This window comes from Kitasatospora sp. NPDC001660 (assembly GCF_053596725.1).
Genome location: NZ_JBSFGU010000003.1, coordinates 196,454 through 212,213, shown reverse-complemented (window position 1 = coordinate 212,213; position 15,760 = coordinate 196,454). Strand labels below are relative to the sequence as shown.

The 15,760-nt window shown below is 73.5% G+C and carries 11 protein-coding genes; 1 reads left to right on the top strand and 10 read right to left on the bottom strand.

From position 1 onward, the window contains the following. Positions 1–44: 44 nt before the first annotated feature. The 7 genes from trxA to ACWCXH_RS04525 form a co-directional block, all read right to left on the bottom strand. Positions 45–371 carry a thioredoxin gene (trxA, locus tag ACWCXH_RS04555; RefSeq protein WP_449799830.1) on the bottom strand — a complete coding sequence of 109 codons (327 nt, stop codon included), beginning with the start codon at positions 369–371 and terminating at the stop codon, positions 45–47. A gap of 154 nt (positions 372–525) precedes the next feature. Further along, entirely contained in the window at positions 526–1,491 is a 966-nt protein-coding gene (gene trxB / locus ACWCXH_RS04550; RefSeq protein ID WP_449799829.1) for a thioredoxin-disulfide reductase, read from the bottom strand. 203 nt (positions 1,492–1,694) lie between these two features. Then, a complete protein-coding gene (locus tag ACWCXH_RS04545) occupies positions 1,695–2,621 on the bottom strand; it encodes a hypothetical protein (protein ID WP_449799828.1) in 927 nt (308 codons plus the stop codon). Beyond that, a complete protein-coding gene (gene sigM / locus ACWCXH_RS04540) occupies positions 2,618–3,343 on the bottom strand; it encodes an RNA polymerase sigma factor SigM (protein ID WP_449799827.1) in 726 nt (241 codons plus the stop codon). Before sigM ends, ACWCXH_RS04545 begins: the two co-directional genes overlap by 4 nt. 38 nt (positions 3,344–3,381) lie before the next feature. Continuing rightward, positions 3,382–5,415 carry a protein kinase family protein gene (locus ACWCXH_RS04535; protein ID WP_449799826.1) on the bottom strand — a complete coding sequence of 678 codons (2,034 nt, stop codon included), beginning with the start codon at positions 5,413–5,415 and terminating at the stop codon, positions 3,382–3,384. A gap of 305 nt (positions 5,416–5,720) precedes the next feature. Then, positions 5,721–8,159, bottom strand: a complete 2,439-nt coding sequence (gene murJ, locus ACWCXH_RS04530) for a murein biosynthesis integral membrane protein MurJ (protein WP_449799825.1) — start codon at positions 8,157–8,159, stop codon at positions 5,721–5,723. Positions 8,160–8,216: 57 nt separating this feature from the next. Beyond that, the gene (locus tag ACWCXH_RS04525; protein ID WP_449799824.1) at positions 8,217–10,715 is read right to left on the bottom strand and encodes a DUF6049 family protein; all 2,499 of its coding nucleotides are present in this window, start codon (positions 10,713–10,715) and stop codon (positions 8,217–8,219) included. A gap of 394 nt (positions 10,716–11,109) precedes the next feature. Between ACWCXH_RS04525 and ACWCXH_RS04520 the strand changes: the two genes are divergently transcribed. Then, on the top strand, positions 11,110–12,537 hold the full coding sequence (locus tag ACWCXH_RS04520; RefSeq protein WP_449799971.1) for a CCA tRNA nucleotidyltransferase: 1,428 nt from the start codon (positions 11,110–11,112) through the stop codon (positions 12,535–12,537). A gap of 55 nt (positions 12,538–12,592) precedes the next feature. Here ACWCXH_RS04520 and ACWCXH_RS04515 read toward each other — a convergent pair whose 3' ends face one another. The 3 genes from ACWCXH_RS04515 to ACWCXH_RS04505 form a co-directional block, all read right to left on the bottom strand. Beyond that, a complete protein-coding gene (locus ACWCXH_RS04515) occupies positions 12,593–13,576 on the bottom strand; it encodes an LppU/SCO3897 family protein (protein ID WP_449799823.1) in 984 nt (327 codons plus the stop codon). A 56-nt stretch (positions 13,577–13,632) separates the two neighbouring features. Continuing rightward, entirely contained in the window at positions 13,633–14,250 is a 618-nt protein-coding gene (locus ACWCXH_RS04510) for an LppU/SCO3897 family protein (RefSeq protein ID WP_449799822.1), read from the bottom strand. A gap of 97 nt (positions 14,251–14,347) precedes the next feature. Beyond that, positions 14,348–15,685 carry an MFS transporter gene (locus tag ACWCXH_RS04505; protein WP_449799821.1) on the bottom strand — a complete coding sequence of 446 codons (1,338 nt, stop codon included), beginning with the start codon at positions 15,683–15,685 and terminating at the stop codon, positions 14,348–14,350. Positions 15,686–15,760 lie beyond the last annotated feature (75 nt).

Below are 15,760 nucleotides of genomic sequence, written 5' to 3'. Positions count from 1 at the left end.
CTCCCCGGTGATGGGGAGCCCCGCCTCCGCGGGTGGTCGAGGACCTAGATGAACTCGGCCAGCTCGCGCAGCAGCGCGGCCTTCGGACGGGCACCGGTGATGGACTTCACCGGCTCGCCGCCCTTGTACACGATCAGGGTCGGGATCGAGATGACGTTGTACTGGGCGGCGGTCACCTGGTTGGCGTCCACGTCGAGCTTGGCGACGGTCATCTTGTCGCCGTGCTCGGCCGCGATCTCCTCCAGGATCGGGGCGACCTGGCGGCACGGGCCGCACCAGGTGGCCCAGAAGTCGACCAGTACGGGCTTGTCGCTGTCCAGGACGTCGGCCTGGAACGTCGCGTCGGTGACGGTGGTGGTGGCGCCGGCCACGGGAACTCCTCGGGTTCGGACAAAGAGGGCTGCTGCCAGGAGAACAACGGGCGGACCCGTTCTGTTTCTGCCTGGGCGGGGCGGGGGTGTTTCACGTGGAACAACGCGCGACACCCCCGCGGGGGATCGGTCGGTGTGGTGGGACTCGGACCGCTCAGACCGCGACGGCGGCGGCCTTGGCCTCCAGGTCGTCCAGCGCGGCGAGGTAGCGCTCGGCGTCCAGGGCGGCGGAGCAGCCGGTGCCGGAGGCGGTGATGGCCTGGCGGTAGGTGTGGTCGACGACGTCACCGGCGGCGAACACGCCGGGGATGTTGGTCCGGGTGGAGGGGGACTCGACCTTGAGGTAGCCCTCGGCGTCGAGGTCCAGCTGGCCCTTGAACAGCTCGGTGCGCGGGTCGTGGCCGATCGCGATGAACAGACCGGTGATGTCCAGCTCGCGGGTCTCGCCGGTGGTGGTGTCGCGCAGGGTCACGCCGCTGAGCTTCGGGTCGCCGTGGATGGCCTCGACCGCGCTGTCCCACTCGAAGCGGATCTTCTCGTCGGCGAAGGCGCGCTCCTGCATCGCCTTGGAGGCGCGCAGGGTGTTCCGGCGGTGGATGATCGTGACGCTGCGGGCGAAGCGGGAGAGGAAGGTGGCCTCCTCCAGGGCGGTGTCACCGCCGCCGACGACCGCGATGTCCTGGTCGCGGAAGAAGAAGCCGTCGCAGGTCGCGCACCAGGAGACGCCGCGGCCGGAGAGCTTGTCCTCGTTCGGCAGGTCGAGCTTGCGGTGCTGGGAGCCGGTGGTGACGATCACCGCGCGGGCCTTGTGCACGTTGCCCTCGGAGTCGGTGACGGTCTTGATGTCTCCGGTGAGGTCGACCGCGACGATGTCGTCCGGGATCAGCTCGGCGCCGAAGCGCTCGGCCTGGGCCCGCATGTTGTCCATCAGCTCGGGGCCCATGATCCCGTCCCGGAAGCCCGGGAAGTTCTCGACCTCGGTGGTGTTCATCAGCGCGCCGCCGGCGGTGACGGCCCCCTCGAAGACCAGCGGCTTCAGGGAGGCACGGGCCGTGTAGAGCGCGGCCGTGTAGCCGGCCGGGCCGGAACCGATGATGATCACGTTACGGACGTCGCTCACTGCATCTCCTGGTTCGCATCGCGACCCGCGTTTGCTGCGGGGAGGGCGGTCCTGCTCCGCCGCCCGGGACAACGACTGACCAGTGTCTCGCATTCCCAGGCGGATCAGTACCAGGTGCCCGCACTCCGGAAGCGGCGTGGTGGCTCCGGCGTCGATCGCATGGGACCCGTCGATCGCATGGGAGCCGGAGCCGGCCCGGGCGGTCAGCGGGCGGGGACCGCCTGGTGCAGCGCGATCGCGCAGTCGGGGGAGCGCAGGTAGACGTCGACCTCGCCGGGCTTTCCGGGCACGGGGTAGACCAGGACGTCGACCGGGGAGCCGGCGTAGGTGCCGTGGTCGGCGGCCAGCGGCGTGCCGCCGGCGGGGGCCGGGCAGGTCCGGGGGGTCCCGGGCGCCGCCTCCGAGGTGAGCCGCCCATCGGCCGGTGCGGCGGCGGAGGGCTTGGCGACGCCGTTCGGGGGCGGGCCCACGGTGGCGCCGGAGCGGGCCAGCAGCTGCTGGATCTGCGCGGCGAGCTGGCCGTCGCGGTACTCGGTGCCCGTGCCCAGGGCGTGCTCCCCCTTGGAGCTGTGGCCGGCCTCGGCGGTGGACGGTGCCACGGCCGAGGCGGTCGCGTTGTGGGAGTCGGAATCCGCCAGGTCCAGCAGTGCGCCACCGAGGCCGAGCGCGGCGAGCGCGGCGGCGGCACCGAGCAGGAGGCCGACACGCCGCCGCCGGGGACGGGGGCGGCCGGGGCCGGTGGCGCCGAGGGGGCGAGCGGGCGGCGCGACGGGGGCCGTGGCGGGCCGGGACGGCGGGGTCGGTGCGGCCCGTCCACGAGTGCTCTCGGAGGCCTGGTGCGGGCCGTCGACGGCGTCGCGCCGGGCGGCCTCCGCGGCGATGGCGGCGTCCAGCCGGGCGGCGACGTCGGCCGGCATCGGCGGGGCCTCGACCTCGCCGAGCAGCGCCCGGACCTCGCCGAGCGCGTCGGCGGTGCCGCGGCACTCGGTGCAGTCGGCCAGGTGCCGGCGCAGCGCCCCTACGGTGTCGGCGTCCTCGATCAGCTCCTCGGCGAGGTCGGCGAGCTCGTCGACGGAGGGGTGGGACCCGTGGGAGCCGGAGGAGTCGGAGAAGGAGAAGGGGGCCGTCATCGCGTGCTCGCATCTCCTTCCAGAATCGTCCGGCCTGCGGCCGTACTTGTTCCTGTTCCTGTGACGGTGCGGGCGTCCTTCGGGTTCCCCGGTGCGCTCCGCCGCGGTGGAGCGGCCCCCGGGGCGGACGCCGTTTCACGTGAAACAGCGGCTCCGCCGCCCTCGCGGAGGTGGCGGACCAGCGGTAGCAGCCGGGCCCGCCCCCGGGCGCAGCGGCTCTTCACCGTGCCCACCGGCACGCCCAGCAGCTCGGCCGCCTCGGCGACCGGGTAGCCCTGCATGTCGACCAGGACCAGGGCGGCCCGCTGGTCTGCGGGCAGTTCGGCGAGCGCCGCGGTCACCTCGCGGTGCACCTCGGCCCGGACGACGGGGGAGTCGGCGGGTTCGGCGGAGCCGACCAGGGTGTCCAGCCGCTGCGGGTCGTCGTCCAGCGGGCTGGTGCGGCGGGTGGCGCTGCGCCGGGCGCGGTCCAGGCAGGCGTTGACCACGATCCGGTGCAGCCACGTGGTGACCGCCGAGCGGCCCTGGAAGCCGGGCGCGGCGCGGAAGGCGGAGACCAGGGCGTCCTGGAGCGCGTCGGCGGCCTCCTCGCGGTCGCCCAGGGTGCGCAGGGCGACCGCCCAGAGCCGGTCGCGGTGGCGGTTCACCAGCAGGCCGAAGGCGTCCGGATCACCGGCGACGTGCCGGGCGAGCAGCGTCGCGTCGTCGTCCGCCACTGTCACCCCTGGACCCCTTGCCGTCGGTGTGCGCGGTCGTCCGGTCAGCCGAAGACCTTGACTTCGTTGACCTGACCGCGGAACTTACCACTGCCATCAGGATCCTTGGGCAGGCTGGTCAGCCAGATCAAGAGGTAGCGCGTTTTCGTCGGGCTGGTGAGGGCGAAGTCGATGGTGCTGCCGCTCTTCTTGTCCAGCACCGTGTAGGCCTCGGGCTGGGCATCCTTGGGGTTGGCAGCCGCCTGGGCGTCCGGCACCCGCAGCTCGGCCGTGTGGAGGCCGCCGAACTGGACGTTCACCGAGCTGACCGACTGTTCCGAGCCGAGGTCGATGAGCAGGCCGGTGCCGTCCTTGAGCGGCGGCTTGGGGCCGAACGGGTCGATGTAGCTCTTGGTCACCCAGGAGGTGCTCGGGTCGCCGTCGAAGACCTTCGGGAGCAGGTAGGTGGACTCCGGGGAGTCGCCCCTCGGGTTGTAGGACAGCGCGTCCTTGATCTGGATCGGCACCGGCGTGTGCTGCGGGGCGGTGTGCACGGTCGGCGAGGCGCTGCTGGCCGAGGGTTGGGGCGCGGCGACCGTCGACCCCTGGTGGCGCAGGTTGTCGACGAGCTGCCAGGAGGCGATGCCGATGGCGCCCAGCGCGACCGTCCAGGCCGTCGCCTTGATCGCCCGGCGCAGCCGTCGGCGGGTGCGGCGGACGGTGGCCGGACGGGACGAGGGCGGCAGCGGGGCCACGACGGGCCCGTCGATCACCCGGGTCGGGTTGGGCGCCGTCGGCAGGGAGTGGGTGTTGTGCCGGGGCGGGGGCGTGAAGGCGGGCAGCTCGGGCTCGGGCTGGCGGATGCGGGGCATCAGCGCGATCGCCTTGGCCAGCTCCTCCGGCGTGGTGATCGGCTCGGCGTGGTGCGGCGGGTGGTCGAACAGGGCCCGCGCGGCGAGCTCGGACAGGCCCTTGTGGACGCCCGCCCGGACCTGGTCGGGGGCGGCGTTCTGGAGGCCCTTCGGCAGGCCCTGGAGGTCGTAGCGGTCCTCCGGGTAGGGCCAGCGGTGGGTGAGCGCGGTGAACAGCAGGGCGCCGATCGCGCGGGTGTCGGTGCGCTTGGCGTCGTCGGTGTCGTCCTCGGCGGGCAGCCCGCGCAGGGCGGCGTCCACCGCGATGCCGTTGATCCGGTACTGGCCGCTGTCGGTGCGCAGCACGCAGCGCGGGGTGAGCCGCAGGTGGGCCTGGCCGCGGCGGTGTGCGGCGGCGACCGCGTCGGTCACCTGGCGGACCATCTGGTACGCCTCGTGCGGCTCCATGGGGCCGCCGACGAGCAGCTTGGCGAGGTCGGAGGCGTGCGGCAGCCACTCCCGCACGACGTAGACCAGCTCGCCCTCCTGGACGGCGTCGAGGACCTGGACGAAGCGCGGGTCGCCGAGCAGGGCGGCGGACTTGGCGGCGGCGAGCACCTTGCGGGCGCGCTGGTGGCCGGAGGCCATCAGGTGGACGCCGACGGCCCGGCGCAGCTTCTCGTCGACGGCGCGCCAGCTGCTGAAGGTCTCGGTCTGGGAGATGCACTCCTCCAGCCGGTACCGGTGGCCGATCTTGTCGCCGCTGTGCCGCAGCGGCGCGGGGAGGGTGCGGGGGAGGGTGGCGGTGTCGCGCGGGTCGACGGTGGGCTGCGGGTCGGTGGGCGTGCGGCGAGGGGTGCCGTGCACGGGCCCGGCGGGCCCGGCCGGCTTCGGCCCGACGCCGCCGGCGGCGAGTTCGGCGGCGATCTCGTCGACCGAGAGCGGCGCGGTGATCTCCGAGGTCTCCTCACCGACCGGGGCGTCGTCGGTGGAGGCGTCGAAGTCGCCCGATGAGGCGTCGTCGCCCGACGAGGCGTCGCCCGACGAGGCGTCGCCCGACGAGGCGTCGGCGGCGGAGGAGCCGTCCGAGGAGGAGCCGTCCGAGGAGGAGCTGCCGGGGGAGGGGGCGTCGTCGGCCGGGGCGGCCTTCGCGCCCGCGAGCTCGTCGATCGCCGCGGCCAGTGCGGCGTCGTCCGCCGCCGCGTCAGCTGCTGACGTGTCGACGACCGCCTTGGTGCCATCAGCCACCGTGGTCCTGCCTCCCCTTGTGTCGCCCCGGCTGAGAGAGTCGCTGGAGCACGCGGGTTGGCGGCCCTGTGCTCCAGGACAATTGTGCCCACTCTTCTCCACCGGGTACGACCGCTGAGGGGGCCGCTCGGTTGCGTGAAGGTGGAGAGATGTGGTGCAGAACCGACACCGGGCCGCCACCTGCGGGCCCGGTCGGGCCCGGTGCGGGTGGCGGCCCGGTGTCGGGCCGGACCGGCTCGTGAGCCGATCGTGCGGGTTGACGCGCGGTCAGGGTGCGCGCCGGTCCGGCCGGTTGGTGCGATGGGTCAGCGGCCCAGTCGGCCGCGCACCATGCCCAGCATGGCGTTGAGCTCCTCGATCCGCAGTCTTTTCGCGATGAGCACGAACACGGCCAGTTGGAGGCCGCCCGCCGCGACGAGGGAGACCACGCTGCCCGGCCAGCCGCCGAGCGCCCGCTGGACCGCCAGGCTGACGCCGAGACCGATCAGGGCGGCCGGGATGCACGCGGCGGCCAGGCGGCTGTACGTCTTGCCGATCCGCTTGGTGTCCAGCCCGCCGATCTTCTTCTTCAGCTTGGGCACCGCGACCGTCACCCCGACGGCGTAGGCGAGGCCGTAGCCGAAGGCCATGCCGGTCACCGTCCACTCCGGCGGCAGGGCGAGCCAGCAGACCAGCGAGAAGCCGGCCTGGCAGGCCGCCACCCAGACGGTGTTGGAGAACGGCGTCCGGGTGTCCTCGTAGGCGTAGAAGCCGCGCAGCATGACGTACTGCGCCGAGTACGGGATCAGGCCGAGCGCGAAGGCGGACAGCATCAGACCGACGTTGGTCGCGTTGTCCAGGGCCGCGGTGCCGCCGCCGACCGCGTAGATCGAGCGGCCGATCGCCGGGCCGAGGGCCAGGAACAGGAACGCGGCCGGGACGACCGCCACCGCGGTGGTGCGCAGCCCGTACGACAGGTCGTCGCGGACGGCGCCGGCGTCCTCGTCGGCCGCCGCCCGGGAGAGCCGGGGGAGCACCGCGCTCATGATCGAGACGGTGATGACGGCCTGCGGGAGCTGCCAGATCAGCAGGGCGTTGGAGAACGCGGAGAGGCCGACACCGCCGTGTCCGCCGTGCTCGGCGGCGCTGCCGGCGGCGGTGGCCAGCTGGGTGATGACGAGGTAGCCGGCCTGGTTGGCGAGCACGAAGAAGAACGTCCACTTGGCGAGGCGGGCGGCCTTGCCGAGGCCGTGGCCGCGCCAGTCGAAGCGCGGACGGTAGTGGAAGCCGGCCGCCCGCAGGTACGGGATCATCGCCAACGACTGGACGACCAGGCCGATCAGCGTGCCGAGTCCGAGCAGCCGCACGCCCTCGGGGGTGATGTTCTCCGGCGTCACCTGGGTGGAGTTGAAGCCCCCGTAGACCCAGATGTAGGCGCCGAAGGTGAAGATCACCACGATGTTGTTGAGGACCGGGGTCCACATCATGGCGCCGAACCGGCCACGGGCGTTGAGGATCTGGCCCATCACCACGTGGATGCCCATGAAGAAGATGGTGGGCAGGCAGTACCGGGCCAGGGCCACCGTCGTGTCGGCGCGGGCCGGGTTCTCCATCATCGGGTGGGCGATCAGCTGCACCAGGAGGGGAGCCCCGAGCACTGCCAGGAACACCACGCCGCCGAGGCCGACCATCACCAGGGTGAGCAGCCGGCTGGCGTAGGCGGTGCCGCCGTCCTCGTCGTTCTTCATGCTGCGGACGAGCTGCGGCACGAAGACGGCGTTCAGCGCGCCGCCGCCGATCAGGATGTAGAGCAGGGTCGGCAGGGTGTTCGCCGCGTTGTACGAGTCGCCCATGACGGCGATGCCGATCGCGCCCGCGATCACCATCGTGCGCAGGAAGCCGGTGCCGCGGGAGACCAGCGTGCCGGCCGCCATGATCGCGCTGGAGTTCAGCAGGCTCGCGACCTTGCCGCCACCGCCACCGCCACCGGCCGCCGGGGCGGACTCGGCGGCAGGCGCCTGCGCGGCGTGCCCCTCGGCGGCGAGGTCGTCCAGCGGCTCCACCGCGGGCGGCAGCGCCACCGCGGCCACCTGCATGGTGGCCTCCTCCTCGGAGAGCGGCGGGTCGAACTCGATCGGGGGCACGAACGGCCGCGGCTCGTCCCCGCGGCCCTCCTGCGCCGGGTGCCCGCCCAAGGGCGGGAACGGCACGGGCGCGGGCGGCGCCGGAGGCGGCCCGGCGGGGGCGGCCGGCGGGACGGGCGCGGGCTCGGCCGCGGCCTCGGACCGGCCGCCGAACAGCGAGTCCACGCCGACGTACTCGGTGGTCTCGGTGTCCCACCGGGAGTGCGCCGGACCGGGCTCCCACTGCGGCTGCGGCTGCGGCTGCTCCGCGGCACCCCACTGGCCGTCGGCCGCCGGGACCTCCTCGTGGGGCTCCCGCCAGCCGGCCGGGGTGTCCCAACCGGGCTGCACCGGCGGTACCGGCGGCGCGAACGGCGTCGGCGCGACCGGCGCCGGGTAGCCGCCGGCCTGCGGCGGCAGCTGCGGCGGCACGTCGTACGCGGCGGCCTGCTGCTGCGCCACGGCGGGCCGGGCGGCCCGGAGACCGTACGGGTCCTGGCCGTCCTGCGGGCCCTGGTACGCGTCGGCCGCGTACGGGTCCTGGGCGTAGGTGTCGGCCACGTACCAGTCGCCGGACGGCGACTCGGCACCCGGCCGGTTCTCACCGCGGCCCGGCGGCCGCTCCTCGCTGCGCCCGGTCATGTCACCTCTTCGCGTTCGTGGGGGAGGCCGGCCCGGTCGGGTGCGGGGTCGGCGGTATCAAGGACCAACCTTCTCATCACTGGAGGTCCGATCCCGGCCATCCGCGCTGCTGCCGCGCGGTGTCTGTGCGGGAGCGCCACCTGCGGAGCCGCCCCCGTCGGAGGGGCCGGAGGGGTCGTGGGGGCCGTCGGCGGGGGCGGCGTCGTCCGGCTCGGCGGGGGGCTCCCCGGCCGCGCCGCCCGTCCCGGCGTCGCCGACCGGCTGGTCGCCGTCCTCGTGCGGCTGCCCGGCCCGCCGCTTGCGCTGGCGGAAGAACCGCAGGGCGGCGAGCAGGAGCAGCACCACCCCGCCCGCGAAGACGTACAGCACTCCGTTGGTCACCGAGGTGACCTCCACCCGGAAGTTCTGCGGGAGTCCGTACGGGCGCGCGTCCGGCCCGGTGGTGTAGAGCTGGGCGGTCATCTCGACCGGGCCGTTGTTGCGCGCCAGGGCCTGGAAGCGCACGGTGACGCCCTGCGAGGCCGGGATGACCAGGTCCACGTCGTTGCTGACCGACAGCCGGTTCTGCTGGTGCGAGGTCAGCCGCAGCTTGAGGTTGGTGACGGTCTGGGTGAGGTCGTTGCGGACGCTGACCTGCAGCTGGCCGGTGTTCCCGGCGAGGGTGACCACCGTCTTCTTGGGCACCTGCACCGCGCCGGTCAGCTCGGCGAGGTATCTGCTCACACCCGTGCGGTAGTTGCTCCCCCCGGGGGCGTCGGAGCGCCACTCGGTGGACAGCGAGCGGATCATGGCCGCGCTGAACGGGCCGCGCACCCGCTGCGGCAGGGTGAGCACCTGCATCAGGGTGTCGAGGTCGTGCTGGACGCTGTCGGTGCCGCTCAGGTCGGCCGCCGGCAGCTCGGAGGCGCGGGCCTTGGCCGGGTAGTCGGCGGCGGCCGGGACGGCGGTGGCGGCCCCCGGGTCGGGCGCGGACTGCGCCACGACGTCCAGCTTCGTCGGCTCCACCCACTTGCCGTTCGCCGCCGTCTGGAGGGCGTTCGCCAGCACCTTCGCGGTGCTCACGGTCAGGTCGCGCGGCGGCAGGACCAGCAGGCCGCGCTGGTTCTGCGGCTGCTCGTGGGTGATCGCGTAGGTCTCGGCGAGGAAGCGCTGGGTCGCCAGGGTCTGCGCCTGCGGGGTGCTCAGGTCGCCGTCGAACAGCGCGGAGACGGTCTCGTCGGACACCACGGCGCTCTGCCCGTTGCCGATCGGGCGCACCGCGTTCGGTGTGTGGTTGAGCGCGTCCGGCTCCGGCATGCTCGCGCCGTCCACCAGCAGCAGGCTGCTGCCCGCCTGCTGGGCGACGCCGGCGACCTGCTGGTCCAGGTAGCCCTGGTAGGGCCAGGCGACGTCGGAGCGGGTGTCCACGGACAGCCGGCCCTCGACGGTCAGCCGCCCGGCGGTGGCGGCCTTGTTCAGGGCGGTGCCCATGCCGGTCAGGTCGGCGCCGTTGTGGGCGATCGAGGCGACGTCCGGGTCGGCGTACGGCAGCGCCACCACCTGGTTGCCGGGCTTGGCGACGGCGGCCCGCAGCTTCTCCAGCCAGTCCTTCGCGGCGGCCGTGCCGGCGCCGGGGACGGTGGTGTCGTCCTTGGCCGAGAGGCCCTTCACCTCGGTGCCCGGCTTCTGCACCCGGTACGGCCTGGTCATCGCGAACGCGGTGTCCAGCAGGTCCGGATCGATCGTCCAGGTCAGGCCGGTCAGCTTCGAGCCGGTGTCCACCAGCTCGTACAGCCGGCCGCCCGGGGCGAACTCGGTGGCCAGGCTGTCGTCGCGCAGCACCGGGATCGTCTGGTCGTTGTCGGCGTAGGTCTGCGCGGCCAGCACCGGCCCGTGCACCAGGGGCCAGACCGTGGCCACCTTGGTCGGCTGGGCGTCGCCGGGGTTCGAGCCGTACGTCAGGAAGGTGCGGGCGATGCCCAGCGCCCGTTCGTGCTGGTTGTCGGCGGTCGCGCCCCAGGCGTCCACGGCGAGCTCGTAGACGCCGTCGCCGTTCAGCTGGAGGTCGTTGACCGCGACGCCGAGGGTGTACGGCTGGCTCTGGCCCGGGGCGAGCTCGGGCAGCGCGTACTGCGGGCTGTCCAGCTCCACGCCGTCCGTGCTGAGCGGGGCGGTGCGCGTGGCCACGTTCTGCAGTTCGCTGCGCCGCTGCAGCGGCTTGCCCGACGACGGCCTGCGGACGGCCGCGTGGGCGCCCTTGAGCGCCGACTTGCCGCCGTTGGTCACGTGCCCGGTGATCGTCACCGTGCCGTTCGGGCTGGCCACCTGCGGGGCCACCGTGTCGATCGTCATGACCACCGGGGACTCGGCCGAGGCCGAGCCGGCCGAGTCCGGCACGTTGCCGCCGGCCGGCAGCGCGCCGGCCGGCGTGGCCGCGACCACCGCCAGCGCGGCCCCCAGGGCGGCCGCGAGCCGCCGTGCCGTGCGGCGGCCGGGACGCCGCCCGTCGGCGGGTTCCCCGGGCCGCGCGGGCCGTCCGTACGCTCCCAGGCCCGAGTGCCGTGCCGGCTCACTCACTCGTTTCGCCCTCGCCGTTCTCGCTCGCTCGATGCTGCTGATGCTGTTCGCCTGATGCTGTTCGCCGCTCGATGCCGCGGCCGCTGCCGCGGGCCGAAACGATCAGCCGTGCGAAGCAGCCGGGAAAGGGCAGCCGTGAAGAGGAGGCCTCCGGTCGCCCGGTCGGCCGTGGTGGCACGCGGCACCGCATCCCCTGTCCGGTGCCCGAGAACCCGTTCACCGGCATGGTAACGATGCGGCCCCGGGTGCGGTGTTGCGGGCCTTGGGGTGAGACGCCCAAAACGCGCGGGCGGTTGACCTGCCGAGCCACGTACCCTTGTGAGCCGTGTCCACTGCCAATGAGCCCGCCGCCCGTACCCATCCTTCCAGCACCGCGACCCGGGTCGTACCAAGCCTGAGCGAGGCCCAGACCCTGGGCCTGCAAGAGCTGCTGCGGGTGTCGCCGGTCGCCGACGAGATCGCCCGCCGCTTCCAGGCGGCCGGGCACCGGCTGGCGCTGGTCGGCGGCTCCGTGCGGGACGCACTGCTCGGCCGGCTCGGCAACGACCTGGACTTCACCACCGACGCCCGCCCGCAGCAGGTCCTCAAGCTCGTCAAGGGCTGGGCGGACGCGGTCTGGGACGTCGGCATCGCCTTCGGCACGGTCGGCGCCCGCAAGGACACCCCGCAGGGCTCGTTCCTGATCGAGATCACCACCTACCGGTCCGAGGCCTACGACCGCACCTCCCGCAAGCCCGAGGTCACCTACGGCGACACCATCGAGCAGGACCTGGTCCGCCGCGACTTCACCGTCAACGCGATGGCCGTCGACCTGCCCGGCCGCGGCTTCGTCGACCCGCACCGCGGCCTGGAGGACCTGGAGGCCCGGGTGCTGCGCACCCCCGCCACCCCCGAGGAGTCCTTCTCCGACGACCCCCTGCGGATGATGCGCGCCGCCCGCTTCGCCGCCCAGCTCGACTTCGACCCGGCCCCCGAGGTCGTCGCCGCGATGACCGCGATGGCCGAGCGGATCACCATCGTCTCGGCCGAGCGGGTCCAGGCCGAGCTCAACAAGCTGCTGCTGGCCGCCCACCCGGTGAAGGGCCTGCGGCTGCTGGTCGACACCGGACTGGCCGGGTACGTCCTGCCCGAGCTGCCCGCGCTGCGGCTGGAGCGCGACGAGCACCACCGGCACAAGGACGTCTACGAGCACTCGCTGACCGTCCTGGAGCAGGCCATCGCCCTGGAGCAGGAGGGCCCCGACCTCACCCTGCGGCTGGCCGCGCTGCTGCACGACATCGGCAAGCCGCGCACCCGCCGCTTCGAGTCGGACGGCCGGGTCTCCTTCCACCACCACGAGGTGGTCGGCGCCAAGATGACCCGCAAGCGGATGCGCGAGCTCAAGTACTCCAAGGAGCTCACCGAGGACGTCTCGCGCCTGGTCGAGCTGCACCTGCGCTTCCACGGTTACGGCGGGGGCGAGTGGACCGACTCCGCGGTGCGCCGCTACGTGACCGACGCCGGGCCGCTGCTGGAGCGCCTGCACAAGCTCACCCGCTCCGACTGCACCACCCGCAACCGCAAGAAGGCGGCGGCGCTGTCGCGCACCTACGGCGGCCTGGAGCAGCGGATCGGCGAACTGAAGGCCCAGGAGGAGCTGGACGCCATCCGCCCGGCGCTGGACGGCAACCAGATCATGGAGCTGCTCGGCCTCAGGCCAGGCCCGCAGGTCGGCAAGGCCTACAAGCACATGCTCGAACTCCGGCTGGAGAACGGCCCGATGGAGCACGACGAGGCGGTGGCCGCACTGCACGCGTGGTGGGCGGAGCAGCAGCAGGGCTGAGCGAACGCGGTGAGGGGCGGTCCCGGGATCCGGGACCGCCCCTCTGCGTGCCCGGTCAGCTGTGGATCGACTGCAGGCACAGGACGTAGTTCAGCGCCTGCGACGCCGTGTCCTCGCTGACGTAGGTGCTGTCGGACTTCGGCTGCGCTTCGCAGACCTTCGAGTCCGAGGTCGCCGGGTACTTCCAGAGCACCTTGTACTGGGCGCGCTGGTCGCTGCACGGCAGCATGGAGATCCGGGGGTTCGGGTCGTGCGTCGCCCCGGTGCCGTTCTCGTTGCGCAGGCAGTCGCCGACCTTCGCGGAGTCGATGGTCTTCGGCGCCGGGACCGGGGCCTGCGGCTTGGCCGAGTTGTCCGGCGGGAGCGAGAACGTCGGCGTCGGTATCGGCGGGAGGCTGAAGCTGGGCATCGGCGGCACCGACACGCTGGGCATGACGATCGGGTGGGGCACGTACGGGTCGTTCTTGGGGGCGAAGGCGCCGGCGGCGATCAGGGCGATCACCGTGATGATCCAGCCGACCGGCAGCAGCAGCATGAACACGTGCGGGCGCTTGGACAGCGGGACGCCCGGGTCGAGCTGCGGGCCGTGGGTGCCGGGGGCGGGCGGCGGCAGCTGCTTGAACTTGTTGTGGGGGCCCAGGTTCAGCAGCAGGGTGATGATGGTCATCGGTGCGCCGAGGTAGCTCCACCAGCCCTGGACGAGGGTGCGCGCGGACATGTCGCGCACCGTCGCGTCGCCGCAGACGCGGCAGAACGGACCCCGCATCTTCAGGAACCGCATGATCACGATGATGCCCTGGTGGCCGCGGACGGTGGCCTCCACGGCCGGGAAGCCGCCGCAGAAGCGGCAGACCGGACCCTGCGGGGCACCGCCCGGGTAGCCGTAGCCGTACGCTGCCGGGTCGGGCGCGGGCGGGTAGCCGTAGTTCATCGGCGGCGGGGGCGGGGCCGGCTGGCCGTACGGGTTCCCGCCGGCGTACGGGTTGGAGTTGTTGGGCGGCGGGGCGCCGTAGGGCATCTGGGGCGGTGGAACGGACAAGGGGTCCCCTGGGGAAGCGGTGGCGGAGAGGTCGGGCGGGAAGTCGGGCGGAGCGGTCAGGAGGCGCCGACCGGCGGGGCACCGGTGGGCTTGAGCGGGCCGAGGCAGAGCACGTACCGCTTCTTGTTCCAGCGGCGTCCGCTCTTGCCGGAGACCGCGCTGGTGGACTGCGGATTCTGCCGGCAGCGGCTGGTGTCGGTGGTGTCCTCGAACTTCGAGAGGACTCGGTAATTCGCCTTGCTGTCAGTGCACTTGACGATCTCGACATCGCGCGTGCCGCCCACCCGGACGCAGTCGCCGGGCTTCGCGCTGCTGACGCTCGGGCCGCTGACGAAGTAGCCGACGGCCACCACCGCGGCGGCGATCAGCACGCCGACCGCCTTCAGCTTCGACCGGACGGTGCGCTTGCCGCCCGCCGGACCGGCGGGCGGAGCGGGCTGCGGGTAGCCGTACGGTCTGGCGGGCGGGTACGGCTGCGCCCCGGCGTACGGCGGCTGCGGCGCCCCGTACGCGGGCGGCGGCCCGTAGCCGGGAGGGCCGGGCTGGGCGGGCACCTGCGGGGGCGGCGGCCCGTACGGCGGCGATCCGTACGCAGGCGGCGGGCCGTACTGCGGGGTCTGCGGGGGTGGCCCGTACTGCGGTGGAGGCCCGTACGGGCCGGGCGGTGTGCTCATCAGGTAGTCCCCCGTGACCGAGTGCTGTCGCTCCGACAGGTCTGACGTACCTTAGCGACCCTCTCGGACGCCACCCGTTCCGAGTCCCCGCGGACCCTCAGGAGGCCTGGTCACCGGGGAGCGGCCCGTGGCGCCGGGCCGCGCGGAAGTACAGGAGCGCCGCCAGCGCGTACACCGCCGCCACCCCGACGACCACCACCACCGACCGCCCGGACAGGGGCAGTACCAGGGCGGTGACGAGCGCGGCGGCCACGAAGGCGACGTTGAACAGCACGTCGTAGATGGCGAACACCCGGCCGCGGTAGTCGTCCTCGACCGATTCCTGGACCACGGTGTCCGCGCAGATCTTGGTGCCCTGGGTGACCACTCCGAGCAGCAGCGCGGCCAGCAGGCAGGGCGCCAGCGAGAAGCTCAGCCCGAGCGCCGGGACGAAGACCACCGGCGCCACCAGGCAGGCCGTCATCCAGCCGGCCAGGCCGAGGCGGCGGGAGCACCACGGACTGACCACCGCGGCGATGAAGAACCCGGCGGCGGACAGGCCGACCGCCTGGCCGAGGGTGACCAGCCCGGCCGCGCTGTCGGCCGGGTCGTTGAAGGTGTACCGCGCGAGCATCACCACGACCACGATCAGCATGCCGTAGCAGAACCGGGCCGCGGTGACGGCGGCGAGCGCGTGCACGGCGGGCCGGCAGTCGCGCACCAGGTGGCGGACGGCGGCACCGAGCTCGACCGCGGCCCTCACGAGGACCTGGCCGAGCGCCGGGTGGTCCCCGTGACGCTCGGGGCCGAGCAGGTCGCGGTCCATCCGGCGGGCGGCCAGCGCGGCCGACAGGTAGAGCAGCGCGGCCACCGTGACGAGCGCGGCGTCCGCCTTCGGCCCCGGGGTCATCACCTGGTGCAGCAGGAAGCCGATGCCCCCGCCCGAGGCGGCGGCGACGGTGCCGAGGGTGGGGGAGAGCGCGTTGGCGGTGACCAGCCGGTCCTGCCGCACCACCCGGGGCAGGGCGGCGGACAGCCCCGCCAGGATGAACCGGTTGAGCGCGGTGACCAGCAGCGCCGAGGCGAAGAACAGCCAGGTCGGCGCCTCGGCCAGGAGCAGCGTCGCGGTCGCGAGACCGAGCCCGAAGCGGGCCAGGTTGCCGATGTAGAGCACCTGGCGGCGGCGCCAGCGGTCCAGCAGGACGCCGGCGAACGGGCCGATCACCGAGAACGGCAGCAGCATCACGGCCAGCACCGAGGCGATGTCGGCGGGGGAGGACTGCTTCTCCGGGGAGAACACGACGTAGGCGGCCAGCGAGACCTGGAAGACGCCGTCCGAGAGCTGGGAGAGCACCCGGGCGGTCAGCAGTCTCCGGAAGTCGCGGCCCCGGAGCAGTTGGAGGAGCGTGGCGCGCTGCGCGGACTGGTGGGTGCTGCCGTTCTCGGTGATCGCCACCCGCCCAGGGTGCCACGGAACCGGTCGCCGTTTCACGTGAAACATTCGCCGGGAAATGGTGAAGGGCCCACGATC

Excerpts from the sequence above, each read along its gene's own strand:
- ACWCXH_RS04545 (WP_449799828.1), bottom strand. The coding sequence starts at position 2,621 with ATGACGGCCCCCTTCTCCTTCTCCGACTCCTCCGGCTCCCACGGGTCC.
- murJ (WP_449799825.1), bottom strand. The coding sequence starts at position 8,159 with ATGACCGGGCGCAGCGAGGAGCGGCCGCCGGGCCGCGGTGAGAACCGG.
- ACWCXH_RS04510 (WP_449799822.1), bottom strand. The coding sequence starts at position 14,250 with ATGAGCACACCGCCCGGCCCGTACGGGCCTCCACCGCAGTACGGGCCA.